The organism is Streptomyces sp. NPDC047880 (assembly GCF_040706515.1).
Classification (GTDB): Bacteria; Actinomycetota; Actinomycetes; order Streptomycetales; family Streptomycetaceae; genus Streptomyces.
On sequence record NZ_JBEZOK010000005.1, the window covers coordinates 261,567 to 279,418 of the forward strand.

Sequence of the window (17,852 nt, forward strand, 5' to 3'; positions counted from 1 at the left end):
GCAGCCTGCAGGGGGTCCAGGTGAGTGCTTCCCGGCGTAGTGGGACCACCGACGAGCTGGGGCCGGACGAGCCCGAGCGGGACGGTTCGGATGGTTCGGATCTGCTTGCCGCTTTGCTGGACGGGATGGACGCGGCGCTGTGCGCGTTCGACGCCGACGGCGTCGTCACGCACTGGAACCGCGAGGCCGAGCGGATCCTCGGCTGGAGCGCGGACGAGGCCGTGGGGCGGCGGGGGCTCGCCGGATGGGCCGTGCGCAGCGCGGACGCCGAGGAGGTCGAGGGCCGGCTGCTGTCGTCGATGCACGCCCCGGGGCGGCAGGTGCACGAGTTCGCGCTGCTGACCAAAGACGGCGGGCGGGTGCTCGTGCGGACGCAGTCGGCGGCGGTGCTCGGACCCGACGGGAAGCCGGCGGGTGTGTACTGCGCGTTCAGCGAGGTGCACGCGCAGATCGATCTGGAGCGTTCGATCGCGCTGAGCGAGGCGCTGTTCGAGGACGCGAGCTGGGGTGTCGTCCTGGTGGACGTGGACCTGCGGCCGGCCGTGGTCAACGCGCACGCGGCCCGGGCGCTGGGCACCGGCCGTACGTCGGTGCTGGGGCGCCCGCTCGGGGAGCTGCTGTCGCAGGGCGTGGAGGAGCTGGAGAGCGCGCTGCAGCACGTGCTGGCGGAGGGCGCGCCGCCCGCGCCCGCCGAGGTGTGGGTGAGCGTGCGTGCCGCGGAGGGTGAGCAGCGCAGGTGCTGGCGCAGCGGCTTCCTGAGACTGGCCTCGCCGCTCGCGGAGGAGCCCGTCCCACTGGGGGTGGGCTGGCTGTTCCAGGACGTGACGGAGGCCAAGCAGGCCGAGCAGGAGGCGTCCCTGCTGCGGTTCCGTACGCAGCAGCTGCACCGGGCGTCGCGGGCGGCGGCCGAGTGCGAGGATCCGGCCGAGGCGGCGACGGTCCACCTGGACTTCGCCCTGGCCGGGTTCGCCGACCACGCGCTGATCGACCGGGTCGCCGGGGGTGCGCTCACCGACGGGGAGGCAGAAGGGCCCGTCCGGCTGGTCCGGGTCGCCGCCACGCCGTCCGGAGCGCCGGGCCCGAGCAGCCTGTCCGGGCACGCGGGCCTGCCCGTGCGTTACGCCGAGGGGCACCCGGCCCTGCAGTGTGCGGAGCGGGCGGGGGCCCTGCGGGCGAGCGCGGGCACGGCCCCGCCCGAGGCGGCCCGCGAGTGGGCCGTGGCCCGCCAGTGGCCTCCGGATGCGGTGCACGCCCTGTGCGCGGTGCTGCGCAGCCGGGGCCGGACGCTGGGTGTCGTGACGTTCCTGCGGGGTGCGGGCCGCAGCGCCTTCGAGCGCTCGGACGCGCTGTACGCGGAGGACGTGGCGCTGCGGATCGCCGCGGCGCTGGATCTCGCGGGGTTGTCGGGCGGGGAGTGAGCGGCGCCCGGCGTGGTCCCGCCGCTGCGGGGCGGGACCGGTCTCCTCTCTGCCGTGGTGCGGACCCCGGTGCCGGCGCCCGTGCCGGTTTCAGTACCGGTAGAAGATCCGGTCGCGGTACTGCTCCATGACCCGGGCGTTCCATTCGTGGCCGCCGTCCACGTTCCCGGAGCGCAGCAGGGGCGGTTCGATGCCCCGGTCGGCGAGGGTGGTGGCGGTCGTCGCCATGACGGCCTGGAGGAGGGCCGTGGTGACGACCGTCGAGGCCGGGGCGAAGGGGGCCGGGATGTCCTCGTGGGTGAGTGCCGCGTCGCCGACCGCGATCCCCGAGTCGAGGACGAGGTCGCAGTGGTCCTTGAGGTACGTCCCGGAGGAGTGCCGGGACTTCGTCTCGGAGGCGTAGGCCACCGAGGTCACGCCGATGACCTTCACGCCCAGGGCGCGTGCGTTCATGGCCATCTCCACGGGCAGCGCGTTGCGCCCCGACAGGGAGATGATCAGCAGGGCGTCGCCCGCGCGGAGCGGCGAGCTGTCGAGGACGGCGCTCGCGAGGCCGTCGACGCGTTCCAGCGCGGAGCCGAGCGGTGCGGGCATGACGTCGACGCCGACGACACCGGGCACGACGAGCAGGTTCATCAGGGCGAGGCCGCCTGCGCGGTAGACGAGGTCCTGCGCGGCGAGGGAGGAGTGCCCGGCGCCGAAGGCGAAGAGCCGGCCGCCGTCCGCGACGGTGTCGGCGAGGAGCGTCCCGGCCGCGGTGATGCTGTCGGTCTCCTCGTCGCGCAGCCGCTGCAGCAGGCCGATGGCGGCGTCGAGGAACGGGCCGGCCGGCGCGCGGTCGCTCATACGGGGTCCCTTCGGGCAGGCCTGGGCGGCTGGTGTCGCGCATCACGGTGCGGTCTGGACCAGTGCGGTGTCAATACGGCCGTGGGGGCCGCGCGCCGAGCGGCGGAAGGCTCCCGAAGGGGAAGTCCGTACCCTTGCGCGCGGCCGGGTAATCCTCCGCTTCGCCTCCGGCGGCACGGTTGTCGGTGGTATCCGGCAGAATTGGGTTCAGGGCCAGCGCACACGCCGGTGAGCCGTCCAGCCTCCGGCAGATCTCATTCGAGGGGCACGTATGTCCGGACTGATCGACACCACGGAGATGTATCTCCGCACCATCCTCGAGCTGGAGGAAGAGGGTGTGGTCCCCATGCGCGCCCGTATCGCCGAGCGGTTGGACCAGAGCGGGCCGACCGTGAGTCAGACCGTGGCGCGGATGGAGCGAGACGGCCTGGTGTCCGTCGCCAGCGACCGGCATCTGGAGCTGACCGACGAGGGCCGCCGGCTGGCGACGCGCGTGATGCGCAAGCACCGCCTCGCCGAGTGTCTGCTCGTCGACGTGATCGGTCTGGAGTGGGAGCAGGTCCACGCGGAGGCGTGCCGCTGGGAGCACGTGATGAGCGAGGCCGTCGAGCGCCGCGTCCTGGAGCTGCTGCGGCACCCGACGGAGTCGCCGTACGGCAACCCGATCCCGGGTCTCGAGGAGCTCGGCGAGAAGGACGGCGCCGACCCGTTCCTGGACGAGGGCATGGTGTCGCTGGCCAGCCTCGCCCCGGGTGCCGAGGGCAAGACGGTCGTGGTGCGCCGGATCGGCGAGCCGATCCAGACGGACGCGCAGCTGATGTACACGCTGCGGCGGGCGGGCGTGCAGCCCGGCTCGGTGGTGAGCGTGACCGAGTCGGCGGGCGGGGTGCTGGTGGGCAGCGGCGGCGAGGCGGCCGAGCTGGAGTCGGACGTGGCCTCCCACGTGTTCGTCGCCAAGCCCTGAGCCCGGCCGCCCCTCGCGCCAGGGTGTCGCCAACTCCCGCTGTCCGTGCGGTCGTTGTGGCATCGGAGGTCTCTTGGCGTGATCCGGACCGAATCGGGGATCCAGTCCGTCGAATGGCAGCGCTCGTCCGTTTCCCGTGCGACGCTGTCGCGTGAGGCATATGACCTGAGGGCTCTGGGCCGCGGCTCGACAGTGAGACCGCCAGGCCGGGGAGGGGGCGGGAGGATGTGCCGTAAGGACGCGGAGGGCCCCGGCGCCGTGCGGCGCCGGGGCCTGTCCTCCCCTGTGCTGACCCGGAGCCCCGAGCTCTCAGGGTCATTCCCCTCGGACCGGTTTCCCCGAGCGGTCCGCCTCCCGATGAAGATCTCCCCTCGGCAGCGGCGATCAATCCCCGAGGATGGTCACTCGAACGAGGGGTGTTGCCCGCGAGAACGCCATCCTCGAAAGCGCATTCGATAGTCTGCGGGCGGCGCACGGCACAGGTGCACCGACGCGTACGGCAACCAGCACGGCAGAAGGCACAGCAGGCAGAACACGGTTCACAGGACCGGCCGGCTCCGATGAGCCGCGGTCCGCGCGAAGCTTGGGGGGTGCCAGACATGGCGCGACGCATCGACGTGACCGGGACGGGCGGCGTACGCCTGGCGGCCTGGGAGTTCGGCGACCCGCCCAAGACCGACCCGGCGCAGGACGGCCAGGGGGCGTACGACGGGCGCACCGCGCCGGAGGGTTCGCCGGGCGTGCTGTTACTGCACGGTCTCATGGGCCGCGCCTCGCACTGGGCGTCCACCGCCCGCTGGCTGTCCGCGCGCTACCGCGCGGTCGCCCTCGACCAGCGCGGCCACGGCCGCAGCGACAAACCCCCGCAGGGCGCCTTCACGCGTGACGCCTACGTCGACGACGCCGAGGCCGCCCTGGAGGAGCTCGGCCTCGCCCCGGTGGTCCTCATCGGTCACGCCATGGGCGCGCTGACCGCCTGGCAGCTCGCCGCCAAGCGTCCGGACCTGGTCCGCGGGCTGATCATCTGCGACATGCGGGCCTCCGCGCTCGGAGCCGCCTCGCAGCGCGAGTGGGGCCAGTGGTTCGAGTCCTGGCCCCTGCCCTTCGCCACGCTCGCCGACGTCCGCAAGTGGTTCGGCGAGGACGACCCCTGGGTGGAGCGGCCCAATCCGGCCCGTGGCGAGTTCTACGCCGAGGTGATGGCCGAGTCCCCGGACGGCTGGCGCCCGGTCTTCGAGCCGGAGCAGATGCTCCGTTCCCGTGAGACGTGGGTGTACGACGCGCACTGGGAGGAGCTGGCCCAGGTCCGCTGCCCCGCCCTGGTCGTGCGCGGTCTGGACGGCGAGCTGGGCCGCGCGGAGGCCCAGGAGATGGTCCGGGTCCTGCCCCGCGGCCAGTACGCGGAGGTCGCCGACGCCGGCCACCTGGTGCACTACGACCAGCCGGAGGCCTGGCGCGCCGCCATCGAGCCGTTCCTGGACTCGCTGGGCGACGGCGACGGCGACGGGGACAGCGAAGGCGAAAGCGGCCGCTGACGGCCGGTCACCGCGGGCGGGTCACCCCTTGCTGACGGCCGCCAGGATCTCCGGCAGCCGCCGGGCCGTGCGCGGAGCGGCCAGTTTCAGCCCCGCCGCCGTGAGCGCCGCCCCGTACGCCGTGCCCACCGGCAACAGCAGCCACGCCCATTCGTCGCCGTCGGCGCTCACGTTCAGCCAGATCGTGAGCGCGATGACGGGCGCGCACAGCAGGGCGGCCGCCATCATCCCGCCGAAGATGGAGATCCAGGCGAGCCCGGTCTGCCCGGGGGCGACGTTCTTGTAGCCCTCCTGCGGGATGGAGTAGGGGAAGCGGGCGGATGTCCACGCCCCGGTCGCGAGCATCGCACCGAGCAGCGCGAAGGACAGCCCCAGCGCCTCGGGCAGCCGCCGCCAGTCGCCCAGCATGGCCGTCGTCAGAACCGTCACGAGCGTGGCGTACGGCAGGGTGATCAGCAGCAGGGCGTAAGCCCGGGCGCGCAGCTCGACGTAGGCGTCCCGGGGCGAGGAGATCGTCATCGCGACCATCCAGAACGCCGAGGTGTCCTGCCCGAACTGGTTGTACATCTGGATGCCGAGCATCCCGGCGGCGAAGCACGCGAAGTACACCGAGCCGGTGCCCTGCCAGGCGTTGAACACCGGCACGATCAGCCCGATGGCCAGCGACGTCACCCAGGCCGCCTTGGTCTTCGGGTCCCGCCACACGTACCGCAGGCCGCGCTCCATGACCGTGCCCGTGCGGCCCGCGGGCAGCAGCCGCCCCAGCCCGGTCGAGGCCCGCTCCTTGGCGGCCGACCCGGCGCTCGGCAGGGTGGATCCGTCGGGCGAGGTCATCAGCCGGGTCAGATGCCGCGACCAGAGGGCGAGGAGCGCCACCAGCGCACCGGCGGTCAGCGCCAGCTGCACGACGGCGAGCCCGTAGGAGCCCTCGGACACCGCGTGCACGGCCCCGATCGCCGACGCCGGCGGCACCCATTGCAGGACGTGCGCCACCGGGTCGAGTTCACCCAGCCCCGACTGCCCGAGCCGCTGCGCGCCGAAGTTGACGATCTGCGCCCCGATCGCGATGACGAGCCCGCTGAGCACCGCCAGGTCCCGCCCCTTGCGGCTGGTCAGCAGCCGCACATTGGCGGCGGCGACGGCCCGCGCGAGGGCCACGCACACCAGCAGCGCCAGTACGACGGCCACCACGCCCACCACGAACGCGGCCCCGCCCCGCGCCACCGCGATCACGGAACCGGCCAGCAGGCACAGCGTGAACAACGGCCCGATGCCCACCAGCGAGGCCGTCAGCAGGGCCCGCACCAGCGGCCGGGGCCGCAGCGGCAGCATCACCAGCCGGGTCGGATCGAGGGTCTCGTCACCGCTCGGGAAGAACAGCGGCATCACCGCCCATCCGAGCCCCAGCACCGCCACCGCCAGGACCACCACCGACTCGGCGTGCGCGTGTCCGCGCAACGCGATCAGCCCGATCAGCTGGAGCGCGGCGAACAGCAGCGCGAAGACGGCGGAGGAGATGTAGGCGGCCTTGCGCCCGCCGGACTGCCGCAGCCCGTTGCGCAGCAGCGACAGCTTCAGCCGTACGAAGACGGCGGTGAGCGCGGGGCCGCTCACCGCGCCCCTCCGCCCAGCCAGTCGAGGTCGGAGCCGGCGTCCCGGCTCTGCGCGCCGACGAGTTCGAGGAACGCCCGCTGCAGCGAGGGCGCGTCCCCGCGCACGTCGGCGAGGGTGCCGGTGGCGCGGATCCGCCCGGCGGCCATCACCGCGACCCAGTCGCACAGCGACTCGACGAGCTCCATGACGTGGGAAGAGAACACGACCGTGGCGCCCGAGGCGGTGTACCGCTCCAGGACGCCGCGGATGGTCTGCGCGGAAACGGGGTCGACGCCCTCGAACGGCTCGTCCAGGAAGAGCACTTCGGGATTGTGGAGGAGAGCGGTGGCGAGCCCGATCTTCTTGCGCATGCCGGTCGAGTAGTCGACGACCAGTTTGTGCTGGGCCCCGGCCAGGTCGAGGACGTCCAGGAGCTGGGTGGCCCGCTTGTCGACCTCGGCACCGGGCAGGCCGCGCAACCGCCCGTTGTACGCCAGCAGTTCCCGCCCCGACAGCCGCTCGAACAGCCGCAGGCCCTCCGGGAGCACCCCGATCCGGGCCTTCACCTCGACGGGGTCCCGCCACACGTCGTGCCCGACCACCTCGACGGTCCCGTGGTCGGGGCGCAGCAGCCCGGTCACCATCGACAACGTGGTGGTCTTCCCGGCCCCGTTCGGCCCGACGAGCCCGATGAACTTGCCCGCGGGCAACTCGAGATCGATCCCGGCGACAGCGACCTGCTGCCCGAACCGCTTCCAGAGCCCCCGCACCCGCACAGCGCTGGATCCCACCGCGCCTCCCTCCGTCACGTAGAACCCTACGGCGGGGCGACGCCCTTCTTTGAGGGGCGCGGGGAACCGCGCGAACAACCACGATCAACCCGCAGCCGCCGGACAACGGCAACCACGCGGAATCAGGCGCTACCGATCCCGCCCACACGCATAGGCCAACGGCGAGATCAACTCCTCCGCATCCGGCAGCCACCGATTGGCCGGCGTAGGCCGGCAGGCCCACTGCACGGCCCCCCGAGCCCCGAACCGCGTGGGCGGCGCTGCCACGTAGGCCCCCTCACCCAGCACCGTCAGATCCAGCGACGACACCGACCACCCCAGCTTCCGCACCAGCTCGGGCACCTTCACGGCGGCCCCCGGCAGCACGAAGAACTCCATCTGCCGGTCCGGCGTGAGCGCCACCGGCCCGAGCGTCAGCTCCATCCGCTCCATCCGCGCCAGCGCCAGGAACCCGGCGGTCTCCGGCACGGAGATCGCGTCGAACGTCCGCCCCGTCGGCAGCAGGATCGACGCCGTCGGCTGCTTCTGCCACATCCGCCGCGCGACCGTCGCACTGCCCGTCGCCTGCGTCGCCCAGTCCGGACGCGCCGGGTGCGCCCCGGGCGCCGGACACGCCACGTCACCGCAGGAGCAGCGCTGGCTGCCGTCGACGGCCTTGAGCCAGGTGCCGGGGAACACGTCCCAGTGGCGCTCCTCGACGTAGCGAACAGCGGTCTCCAGCAGCGATTCCCCGCGCTGCTTCGGGATCTGAGCGGCTTCGGTGCCGGCGATCGTCTCTTCCACGATGAACACAACTCTGGTCGTCACCAGGGGTTACGCCCGCCCGCGTGCGCGGGGGAGAGCATCGCCCCTGTTCCCGGGGCGCATGGGTGCATGTGCGGGGGCGCGCAGGAGGAACGGTGGCCGGGGCTGGGTAGCCACGAGTGGGGCCGGCAACAGCCGTTACCCCGGCATTCCTCACATGCCTCGCATTTTCGCCTGGTCGGCGGGGCATTGATCTTCACGGCCGGATCTCTTCGCTGGGACGTGAGGGGGGTTCGGCCGCGGAAGACACGTCAACTCGGTGCGTGGGCAGGCACCGCAGCCTCAGGGGGTACGCCATGGCCGCAAGGCCGCTCGTCGCCCGGCAGCCGAACGAACGGCTCCAGGCGCTCATCCAGGAAGCCGGATGCTCCAACGCCGGCCTGGCCCGCCGGGTCAACATGTGCGGTGCCGAGCACGGCCTGGACCTGCGCTACGACAAGACGTCGGTGGCGCGCTGGCTGCGCGGACAGCAGCCGCGGGGCCGCGCACCGGCGATCATCGCCGAGGCCCTGGGACGCAAGCTCGGCCGCACGGTCACGATCGACGAGATCGGGATGGCCAACGGCAAGAACCTCGCCTCGGGCGTGGGCCTGCAGTTCTCGCCGACGGTACTGGGGGCCATCGAGCAGGTCTGCGAGCTGTGGCGCAGCGACGTGGGGCGGCGGGACTTCCTGTCCGGCTCCTCCGTCGCCTCGTCCGCGCTGGTCGAGCCCAGCCGGGACTGGCTGATCTCCGTGCCCGACGCGCAGGTGTCGCGCTCGGCGGGACCGCGGGTGGGGCAGTCCGACGTGCAGGCCGTGCAGGCCATGACGCAGGCGCTGGTGGACCTCGACCACCAGTACGGCAGCGGGCACGTGCGGCCGGTCGTCGTGCACTACCTCAACAGCGTGGTCTCGGGACTGCTGGCGGGGTCGTACCGGGAGGCGGTCGGGCGGGACCTGTTCGCCGCGGTGGCCCGGCTGACGGAGCTCGCCGGGTACATGGCCGTCGACACCGGGCAGCCCGGTCTGGCCCAGCGCTACTACATCCAGGCGCTGCGGCTGGCGCAGGCCGCCGGGGACCGCGGCTACGGCGGGTACGTCCTCGCGGCGTCCATGAGCCATCTCGCCGCGCAGCTCGGAAACCCGCGGGAGATCGCGCAGTTGGCGCGGGCGGCGCAGGAGGGGGCGCGGGGGCGCGTGTCGCCGCGGGCGGAGTCGATGTTCCACGCGGCGGAGGCGCGCGGGCACGCCCTCATGGGCGACGTGCGCGCCGCCCACTCCTCGGCGGGGCTCGCGGTGAGCGCCCTCGAGGCGGCCGACCCGGGCGCAGGTGACGACCCGGTGTGGATCGCGCACTTCGACGAGGCCTATCTCGCCGACGAGCTGGCCCACTGCCACCGCGACCTCGGGCAGGCCGAGGCGGCGGCCCGGTGCGCGCAGGAGTCGCTGGCCGGGCACCCCCGGACGCGGGCGCGCCGCCGGGCCATCGGCTATGTGCTGCTCGCCACGGCGCAGGTGCAGCAGCGTGAGATCGAGGAGGCGTGCAACACCGGCATGAAGGCCGTGGAGCTGCTGGAGGGGCTGCGCTCCAACCGCGGCGCCGAGTACCTGGACGACTTCCAGCAGCGGCTGGAGCCGTACCGGGACGAGGCGGTGGTCAGGGAGTTCGGGGCACGGCTCGACTTGCAGGCGGCGGCATGAACACAGGGTCCGCGAATGCGTGAACGAGCGGGAAACGGCCGCCGGGCGCGAGGGAGGTGACGTGGGCGACGTGCCGTGAGCCGTCGGTGTTACCGCGCTCACAGGGCGGGTGGTCGGGCCCTGTGCTGCGTGGCACGGGGCTCTGGGGACCCGGTAGCGTGACCCGACGATTCACAAGGTCCCCCATTAGTAGGAGTCCCGGTGACGCAGAGTGGACAGGGCGAGGAGCCCTCGGCGCGCCCCGCGCGCGAAGGCATCGTGCTGCCCTCCGACGGTGGCGAACCCCTGCTGCCGGGCATGACGGGCGGACCCGCCGACGCTGCCGGCCGCCGTCCCGCCCCGCCCTCGGGGGGCGCGCCGCAGGCGTCGGCCCCCGCGGAGGGCCAGACGTGGGGCCAGCCGTGGGGCCCCGACCAGCAGCAGACCCCGCCCCCGCCGCCGGGCCAGAGCTGGCAGTCCCCGTCCCAGCCGTGGAGCACGCCGGAGCAGCCCGCGTGGGACGCCCAGGCCCCGGGCGCCCTCCCCCCGGAGGGCGGCCAGGCCCCGAACCCCTACCCCGGCACACCGGCCGACCCCGGCCCGTACAGCACGCCACAGCCGCCGGCGGCCACGGGCGGCTACGACTCGTACGGAGCCGCTGGCGGCGGCGCCCCGATGCCCACGGAGGGCTCCGGCACATCCGGATCCGGCCGGCCGCCGCAGTCCGCCGCCGACTACGGGCAGCCGCCCGCCGCGGGAGCGTACGGCGCCCCGGGCGGCGGCGCCCCGCAGCAGCCGGGTGCAGACGCGTACGGGGGAGCACCGCAGCAGGGTGGCGACGCGTACGGGGGAGCCGCGCAGCAGCGGCAGGGTGGCGACGCGTACGGGGGCGGTCTGCCGCCGGCCTCCGGCGCGTACGGGGCCCCGGCCGGAGGCGCCCCCTTGCCCGCGCCCGCGGACGAGGGCGCGACCCAGTACATACCGCCCGTCGCGGGAGACGCCGCCGCGGCCACGCAGTATCTGCCGCCCGTCGCCCCGGCCGCCGACGAGGGGGCGACCCAGTACATACCCCCGGTCGCCCCGGGGGCACTGCCGCCCGAGATGCCTTCCGGGGAGGACCCGGAGGCGACGCGGTTCCTCGGGACCGGGCCCCGGCCCGGAGCGGGCGCAGGGCCGTTGCCGCCCGCCTCGCATCCGGACGCCGAGGCGACGCAGTACATCCCGCCGGTCCCCGGCGGCGGCGACAAGCAGCCGCCCGCCGGGTTCGAGAACCTCTTCCGCAGTGACCCGGGCGCCGAGAGCCCTGCCGGGGCCACCCAGCAGATGCCCCGCATCGAGGAGCCGCAGCCGCAGGTGCAGTCGCAGGCTCCGTACGGTGCTCCCCAGCCTTCTCACGCCCCGCCCGCCGCGGGCCGCTCGCGCGGTGGCCGCACCGGATCGCGCGTTCCCGTCATCGCCGCCGTCGGCATCGGCATCGCCGTCCTCGGTGTCGGCGCGGGCGCGCTGCTCGCCGGTGGCGGGGGCGGCGATGACGACGACGGCGGCGACAAGAAGACCGTGGCCGCCTCCGCACCCGCGACGGACGACTCCGCCTCGCCGTCCGCGGACCCGGCCCGGGCCCAGGCGGTCGAACTGGACAAGCTGCTCGCCGACAGCGGCAACAGCCGCAGCACCGTGATCAACGCGGTCGCCGACGTCAAGGGCTGCGACAACCTCCCCAAGGCCGCCAAGGACCTGCGCGACGCGGCCAAGCAGCGCAACTCGCTGGTCACCCGGCTCTCCGGCATCGAGGTCGACAAGCTGCCCGACCACGCCGCGCTGACCACGGCCCTCACCAAGGCCTGGCAGGCCTCCGCCTCGGCCGACAACCACTACGCGGCCTGGGCCGACCAGACGGCCGGCAAGAAGGGCTGCAAGAAGGGCCAGGCCCGCGCCACGGGCCAGACCCAGGCCGGCAACCGGGCCAGCGGCATCGCCAGCACGGAGAAGGCCAAGGCGGCCGGGCTGTGGAACGGCATCGCCAGGAAGTACGGCCTGACCGAGCGCCAGCCGACGCAGCTGTGACAGGGACGGGCCGGCCGGCGTGAACCACCGGGCGGGGACGCTCAGTAGTTCACGTCGGCGTTCTCCAGGGTCCTCGTGGTGTCGACGAAGCCCTTGCGGGCCGCGACGAGCCGCCCGTCCCGCACCACCTGCAGGGTCACGTTGGCGTTGACCAGGCGGGGGAAGCCCACCGCGGCGAGCTTGTCCTGGAACCGCCACCGCAGCGTCGGGGTGAGCCCGCCCGTCTCGACCTCGAGACCGTCGTCCAGGGCCTCCGCCACGGTGTCGGCACTCACCTCGCCGTCGCCGAGCGACTCGACGATCTGCCGGAACACCGTGTAGGCGATCCAGGTGGTCTGCACACCGGCGTCCGCGGGATCGATGCGGTTGTCGCCGAAGGCCTCCTCGCGGATCACCCGCTTCATCCCGTCCCAGCGCGGATCGCTCGCCACCGGGTACCAGCCGGTGATGTACGAGCCCTCGTAGGGTCCCGACGCCCCGCCGGTCGCGTCGATCACCGTCTGGTCGACGCTGCCCAGCACGGTGGCCGTCCGCACCTCGGGGTAGTCCTCGCGGGCCCGCCGGAAGGAGTCCATGAAGGTGCCGTTGCGGTCCCCCAGCGCAGGCACCACGCACCCGTCGTCCGCCGGGCCGGCGGCGGTCGTGCGCAGGGCCCGGTCGGCCTGACCGTCGTACTCGGTGGCGTCCTCCGCCGCCCGCTGGTCGGTCGAGGCCCGGTGCCCGCCCGCCTTCAGACCGGAGTCCAGCAGCGGGGGCAGCTGGTCGCCCGCGATGGTGTCGGGCCGGATCAGCGCGACGGGCCCGCAGTCGGCGAGGGCGCTGCCGAGGCCGGCGAGCAGCGCGGGCTGCCCGCCGTTGACGGGGTAGGACAGGGGGCTGGTGAACTCGGCGTTGGTGATGCCGTAGCCGCCTATGTAGGGGATGCCCGCGCCCTCCAGCGAGGGGAAGAACGAGTCCGCGTACTGGCTGTAGGATCCGACGACCGCGACCACGTTCTCCTTGGCGGCACGCCGGGCGCACTTCGCGGCGGCCACGCTGTCGTTGTGGTCGTTGCAGGTCAGCACGTTGAGCTTGCGGCCGTTGATGCCGCCTTCGGCGTTGATCCAGCGGGCGTAGGCGCGGGCGAAGGCGGGCATGCCGGGCTTGTTGGTGGCCTTGGTGTCCTGCGGCGCCCAGGTCATGACGGTGATGGTGTCGTCGTCCCCGACACCCCCCGTGGTGCCGGGGACGACCCCGCATCCGGCGAGGAGCGACACGCACGCGACCGCCGTGCCCGCGGAGAGTGCGGCGCCTCTGGCGTGACGGGTGAGGAGGCCGGGGAGGAATGTGCTGCGGGTGCGTCGCCTGCCGGTCATGCTTCCGCACGATTCCGTCACACGGCTAACCGGTGCGTGATCTCTGGTCAACAATGGGTGACGCGCAGGTGAATTGCGGGGGCCTGTGGGAGCGATGTGGAGGGGAACGTACGATCGATGACCGTGCAAGCTTCGGAGAACTCTTCCCGTCGTGGCCGTCGCTCCTCCACCATGGGCGGCATGCCTGTCAACGACATGCCGTGGTGGCGCTGGCGCAGCAACGTGCGCTCGGCGCTGCACATGCTCTCCGATCCCGGGTTCCAGCGGGACGTCTGGCTGGCCGGTGTGGACGGCTACGGTGACGTGACCGACGCGGTGTACCGGCTGGTCGAGGACACCTGGCTGGACCACTGGTCCGCCGAAAAGTACGTCGGCACGATCTTCCGTGACTCGCAGGAGGCGGCCCTCGTCGACACCGCGGTGCTGCGGGTGCTGCGGATCATGCACCAGGTCGGGCCCGACGCACCGGTCGCCGCCTACCTCGAGCACGAGGCGTGGCCGGAAGCGGTCCAGGCGGCCCGGGACGCGCACGTGCGGCTCGCCGCGAGCGACGGCGAGGAGCCGGACGCGGCGCCGCGGAGCCTGGAAGTGCTGCGGATCATGACCAGGTCCGCCTAGCGGGACGATTGCCGGTGGTGTCGTTCCTTGTGGGAACCTGTCCTGCATGAACGAGCAGTCCACCAGCGCCGCGGTCCCGGCCGACCAGTACGTCCTCACCCTTTCCTGCCCTGACCGCAAGGGCATCGTGCACGCCGTGTCGAGCTACCTGTTCATGACCGGCTGCAACATCGAGGACAGCCAGCAGTTCGGCGACCACGACACGGGACTGTTCTTCATGCGGGTCCACTTCTCGGCGGACGCCCCGGTGACCGTGGAGAAACTGCGGGCGAGCTTCGCGGCGATCGGTGACTCCTTCCAGATGGACTGGCAGATCAACCGGGGCGACCAGAAGATGCGCATCCTGCTGATGGTCAGCAAGTTCGGGCACTGCCTGAACGACCTGCTGTTCCGGGCGCGGACCGGGGCGCTGCCCGTGGAGATCGCGGGAGTGGTGTCGAACCATACGGACTTCGCCGAGCTGGTGGGGTCGTACAACATCCCCTTCCACCACATTCCGGTGACGAAGGACACGAAGGCCGAGGCGGAGGGGCGGCTGCTCGACATCGTGCGTGAGGAGGGCGTCGAGCTGGTCGTGCTCGCCCGGTACATGCAGGTGCTGTCGGACGACCTGTGCAAGGCGCTCTCGGGGCGGATCATCAACATCCACCACTCGTTCCTGCCGAGCTTCAAGGGGGCGAAGCCGTATCACCAGGCTCATGCGCGGGGTGTGAAGCTGATCGGTGCGACGGCGCACTATGTGACGGCCGATCTCGACGAGGGGCCGATCATCGAGCAGGAGGTCGAGCGGGTCGGGCATGACGTGACGCCGGACGGGCTGGTCGCGATCGGGCGGGACGTGGAGTGCCAGGCGCTGGCGCGGGCCGTCAAGTGGCATGCCGAGCGGCGGATTCTGCCCAATGGGCGGCGGACTGTGATCTTCGCCTAGGAGCTAGGGGTGTCCCGTCCGGCGGCGGGTGCGGGTTGCGCGTGGTTGTTCGCGCGGTTCCCCCGCGCCCCTGAGGGCACGTCCCTGGGGCCGGGGACTACATCCGGCTGAGTGAAGCGGCTGCGAACAGGACGTCTCTGATCGCCTCCTTGTCTCCCACCTGGCCTGCCGCCGCCTCCTGGGGAGGGACGTGGCCGGCGGCCAGGCGGCAGAACTCGACGCCGTCCAGGGCCACGTGGGCCACCTCGTGCTCGGCGGAGCCCTTCGCCGCGGGGGAGTCCAGCGGGATCAGCCACTCGCCGCCGCCCGAGCCCTCGATCTCCAGCCGGAGACTGCGGCCCGGTTCGCCCGCGGCGACCAGGTGGCGGTGGTGGGCCGGGGCGGCCAGACCGGCCCGGCGCCGGTGGGCCAGTGCCGTCGGCAGCATGCGGGCCGCCAGGTCGATCATGCGGTGCAGATGGCGCGGCGAGGGCGGGTCGTAGGGGTAGTCGACGGCGTCGGCGATGTCCTCCGCGTGCACCCAGCACTCGAAGGCGCGGTCCAGCATCGCGTCGTGCAGCGGCAGTTCGAAGTCGCCGTACGACACCGGCGTCTGCTCGGCGCCGCCGCCCGTGAAGGACACCGTGCGCACGAGGTTGTGGCTCTGCTCCCGCCAGGGCGTGCGGACGGACCGGGTGGGCGGGAAGTGGGAGGCGCGCCAGAACGCCTCGGTGCGGGCCGCCGGTGTCGGACGCCGGGCCGGGGCGTCGCCCAGCGGGTCGTCCAGACCGAGCGCGACCCCCACCAGGCCGTCGACGCTGAGCAGGTGCGCGATGACGCCGGCGACGGTGGTGCGGCGGCTCGTCGACTCGTCGGAGCGGAACCAGCGCAGCCGCACCGGCGCGTGCCATTCGGCGTCGCCGAAGTCCTGCAGCAGCGCGTCCAGGCGCGCGGTCTCGGCGTCGTACGCGGCGGCCCACTCCGGCACCGGGACGTGTGGCGGGCGCCGCTCCAGGCAGGTGTCCAGGACGCGGGTGCGCAGCCCCGGGTCCAGGTCGAGGCTCTCGGGGCGTTGCAGCAGTCCGACCGCCTCGCGCAGCCGCCGGGCCTCGTCGGCGCAGGAGCCGCACGCGCCGAGGTGCTCCTCGACGGCCGTGGCCTCCTCGGCCGAGCAGGCGGCCAGCGCCCAGGCGCCGAGCAGGGCCTTCAGCACGGGGTGCTCGAAGACCGGAGGGGCGGGGGGCGGTGGCGGATCGCCGAGGTCCGCCGGCGCGGGCAGCGGAAGCCCGCTGTCCTCGACGGAGGCCCGGGGCGTGGGGATCCGCGGCGGCCGCCCGCGCCCCGTGGCCCCACCGCGCTCGCTCCGGCCCGGCCCACCCGGCCCGTCGGGGCCGTCCGGGCCCGGCTCGTCCGGCCCGTCGGTGCCATCCGGCCGTGGCCCGTTCAACCCATTGGCGCCGTCCGGCCGTGGCTGGTCCGGCCCGTGGGGGCCGTTCGGCCGTGGCTCGTCCGGCCCACCGGCGCCGTCCGGCCGTAGCCCGCCCGGCCCGTCGAAGCCGCCCGGCCCTGGCTCGTCCGTCTTGCCGAAGCCGCCCGCCCGTGGCCCACCCGGCCTGCCGAAGCCGCCCGGCCCCGGCCTGCCCGGCCCGTCGGAGGCGTCCGGGGTGTCCGGGGCGGGGCCGTGTCCGGACTCGCCGATTGCGCGCGGGGTGCCGGTCTCGTCCCGCACGTCGGTCTCGTCCTGGATGTCGCTCTCGTCCCGGCTGTTGTCCTGCTCCTCTGGGTCGTCCTCCCCCGCGCCGCCCTCGTACGCCTCGAACCGGTCCGGCCCGTTCACGCCGCACCCCCGTATCCGGGCGGGGCGCCCGGTGGTTCGGTGTCGTGGGCGGTGGAGAGCAGTTGCAGGCCGAGCCGCAGGCGGCGGCGGGCCTCGTCCTCGGTGATGCCGAGGTCGGTGGCCGTCTGGCGGTAGTCGCGGCGCTGGAAGTAGGCCCGCTCCAGGGCCGAGCGCAGCGGGACCGGCATGGACTGGACGATGTAGTCGGCGCGGGCGGCGACCGAGGCGCGGCGCACCCTGTGCTCCAGTTCCTCCGCCGTGCCGGCGCCGTCCCGGGCGAGGGCGGCGGTCTCGGTGGCGCGCAGCCGCTGCACCGCGAGCCGGTGCGTCAGGGTGGCGACCCAGGTACGCAACGGCCCCTGCCTGGGGTCGTAGGAGTCGGGATGCTCCCAGACGTGGACGAAGACCTCGCGGGTGATGCCGTCGGCGGCGCGCTCGTCGCCGAGCACGCGGTGCGCGAGGCCGTGCACGAGGGAGGCGAACCGGTCGTAGAGCTCGCCGAGGGCGGCCGCTTCGCCGCGGGCGAGCCGCTGCTGCATCGTGCGGTCCCAGCGAGGCGGTACGTCCTTTTCCGCCATGTGACCCCCTCACCCCCTCTGCTCGTGTCCCGCGCGCGTGCTGTGTCCAGCCTGTGTCCGACGTCTCCTCGAATGTAGTCGGCACGTCCGGTGGCGCACGCCCCTTTGTGGCAATGTGCGCCCCCTGACCGGCTGCAGGTGGTAGAGGACCACCGGCGCTCGCACCGGGTGCCTTTGGGCTCGCGCCTACCCCACCGACCTCCGATCAGACCTGCCTGAAGAGGATCGAACAGGATCGAAGTCGACTAAAACAAGCCTCTTCTGCGGGGGATCCGTTTTCCGGGTTGCGTTTCAGGGAACCGCCGCTGGGCAGCCGCGCTGCAAGGAAGCGTAGGGTCTGCTTCCGGTTTGGCGATCGAAGGGCGTGGTGGTGACCTTCAAAGTGACCGGCGGCGAGCAGGGCGAATGGGCCGTGCTCCAGGTGTCGGGCGAGCTGGATCTGGTGACCTCACCGGTGCTGCGTCAGCGCGTGCACGACGTGGTGGCCGAGGGACATCACTGTCTCGTCCTGGATCTGTCCGAGGTGTTCTTCTGCGACTCCAGCGGCGTCGGCGTGCTCATCGCGGCCCGCCGGCTGATCCGCTCGTGCCAGGGCCGGCTGCGCCTCGTGCTGCCCGCCCGGGGCGCGGCCGACGGGTCCCACGTCAACCGGGTGCTCGGCGCGCTGGGTGTCCGCAGACTGTTCGACGTGTACGGCGATGTGGAGGCGGCCCTCGGCGACGAGGGCGAACCCCTGTCCGCGTGACGGCCCGATGACGCACGGTACGGCGAATGTCGCCGTTCCGACACGCCGTTGTCCCGGAATTCCCCCGGTCTTGGCACAAGTGACGTTTTCCCGCGCCCGAACGGCACCCTCCGTCGTACGCTCCGACCGAGACGCA

General features: G+C 73.3%; 15 protein-coding genes. 8 read left to right on the plus strand and 7 right to left on the minus strand.

Annotated elements, in window-relative coordinates:
• Window positions 1-20 precede the first annotated feature (20 nt).
• Entirely contained in the window at window positions 21-1,418 is a 1,398-nt protein-coding gene (locus AB0937_RS10985) for a PAS domain-containing protein (protein ID WP_366710972.1), read from the plus strand.
• Window positions 1,419-1,508: 90 nt separating this feature from the next.
• On the opposite strand, the gene AB0937_RS10990 is transcribed toward AB0937_RS10985, so the two are convergent.
• Window positions 1,509-2,264 (minus strand): SIS domain-containing protein, encoded by a 756-nt coding sequence (locus tag AB0937_RS10990; RefSeq protein ID WP_366710973.1) that lies wholly within the window; start codon window positions 2,262-2,264, stop codon window positions 1,509-1,511.
• 271 nt (window positions 2,265-2,535) lie between these two features.
• On the opposite strand from AB0937_RS10990, the gene AB0937_RS10995 reads away from it, so the two are divergent.
• Complete coding sequence (locus AB0937_RS10995) at window positions 2,536-3,228, plus strand: metal-dependent transcriptional regulator (protein WP_020276329.1); 693 nt, start codon at window positions 2,536-2,538, stop codon at window positions 3,226-3,228.
• Between the two features lie 599 nt (window positions 3,229-3,827).
• A complete protein-coding gene (locus tag AB0937_RS11000) occupies window positions 3,828-4,763 on the plus strand; it encodes an alpha/beta hydrolase (RefSeq protein ID WP_366710974.1) in 936 nt (311 codons plus the stop codon).
• A gap of 21 nt (window positions 4,764-4,784) precedes the next feature.
• On the opposite strand, the gene AB0937_RS11005 is transcribed toward AB0937_RS11000, so the two are convergent.
• The 3 genes from AB0937_RS11005 to AB0937_RS11015 all read right to left on the minus strand — a co-directional run bounded on the left by AB0937_RS11005 (window position 4,785) and on the right by AB0937_RS11015 (window position 7,939).
• Complete coding sequence (locus AB0937_RS11005) at window positions 4,785-6,377, minus strand: transporter (protein WP_366710975.1); 1,593 nt, start codon at window positions 6,375-6,377, stop codon at window positions 4,785-4,787.
• Entirely contained in the window at window positions 6,374-7,165 is a 792-nt protein-coding gene (locus AB0937_RS11010) for an ABC transporter ATP-binding protein (RefSeq protein WP_366710977.1), read from the minus strand. The genes AB0937_RS11005 and AB0937_RS11010 overlap by 4 nt, the downstream gene beginning before the upstream one ends.
• A 111-nt stretch (window positions 7,166-7,276) precedes the next feature.
• Window positions 7,277-7,939 carry a bifunctional DNA primase/polymerase gene (locus AB0937_RS11015; RefSeq protein WP_366711103.1) on the minus strand — a complete coding sequence of 221 codons (663 nt, stop codon included), beginning with the start codon at window positions 7,937-7,939 and terminating at the stop codon, window positions 7,277-7,279.
• Window positions 7,940-8,247: 308 nt separating this feature from the next.
• Here AB0937_RS11015 and AB0937_RS11020 point away from each other — a divergent pair, with 308 nt between their 5' ends.
• Window positions 8,248-9,633: a transcriptional regulator gene (locus tag AB0937_RS11020; RefSeq protein ID WP_366710979.1), complete on the plus strand. Its 1,386-nt coding sequence runs from the start codon at window positions 8,248-8,250 to the stop codon at window positions 9,631-9,633.
• Between the two features lie 201 nt (window positions 9,634-9,834).
• The gene (locus AB0937_RS11025) at window positions 9,835-11,676 is read left to right on the plus strand and encodes a hypothetical protein (RefSeq protein WP_366710980.1); all 1,842 of its coding nucleotides are present in this window, start codon (window positions 9,835-9,837) and stop codon (window positions 11,674-11,676) included.
• A 41-nt stretch (window positions 11,677-11,717) separates the two neighbouring features.
• Here AB0937_RS11025 and AB0937_RS11030 read toward each other — a convergent pair whose 3' ends face one another.
• Window positions 11,718-13,031 (minus strand): ABC transporter substrate-binding protein, encoded by a 1,314-nt coding sequence (locus AB0937_RS11030; protein WP_366710982.1) that lies wholly within the window; start codon window positions 13,029-13,031, stop codon window positions 11,718-11,720.
• A 117-nt stretch (window positions 13,032-13,148) separates the two neighbouring features.
• Between AB0937_RS11030 and AB0937_RS11035 the strand changes: the two genes are divergently transcribed.
• Complete coding sequence (locus AB0937_RS11035) at window positions 13,149-13,649, plus strand: hypothetical protein (RefSeq protein ID WP_234850192.1); 501 nt, start codon at window positions 13,149-13,151, stop codon at window positions 13,647-13,649.
• A 46-nt stretch (window positions 13,650-13,695) separates the two neighbouring features.
• The gene (gene purU / locus AB0937_RS11040) at window positions 13,696-14,577 is read left to right on the plus strand and encodes a formyltetrahydrofolate deformylase (RefSeq protein WP_366710984.1); all 882 of its coding nucleotides are present in this window, start codon (window positions 13,696-13,698) and stop codon (window positions 14,575-14,577) included.
• 97 nt (window positions 14,578-14,674) lie between these two features.
• Here the strand turns inward: purU and AB0937_RS11045 are convergent, their stop codons facing one another.
• Together AB0937_RS11045 and AB0937_RS11050 are read right to left on the minus strand one after the other, a co-directional pair.
• Entirely contained in the window at window positions 14,675-16,003 is a 1,329-nt protein-coding gene (locus tag AB0937_RS11045) for a zf-HC2 domain-containing protein (protein WP_366711104.1), read from the minus strand.
• A 386-nt stretch (window positions 16,004-16,389) separates the two neighbouring features.
• Complete coding sequence (locus AB0937_RS11050; protein WP_366710986.1) at window positions 16,390-16,971, minus strand: sigma-70 family RNA polymerase sigma factor; 582 nt, start codon at window positions 16,969-16,971, stop codon at window positions 16,390-16,392.
• Between the two features lie 364 nt (window positions 16,972-17,335).
• Here AB0937_RS11050 and AB0937_RS11055 point away from each other — a divergent pair, with 364 nt between their 5' ends.
• The gene (locus AB0937_RS11055; RefSeq protein WP_366710988.1) at window positions 17,336-17,716 is read left to right on the plus strand and encodes an STAS domain-containing protein; all 381 of its coding nucleotides are present in this window, start codon (window positions 17,336-17,338) and stop codon (window positions 17,714-17,716) included.
• Window positions 17,717-17,852 lie beyond the last annotated feature (136 nt).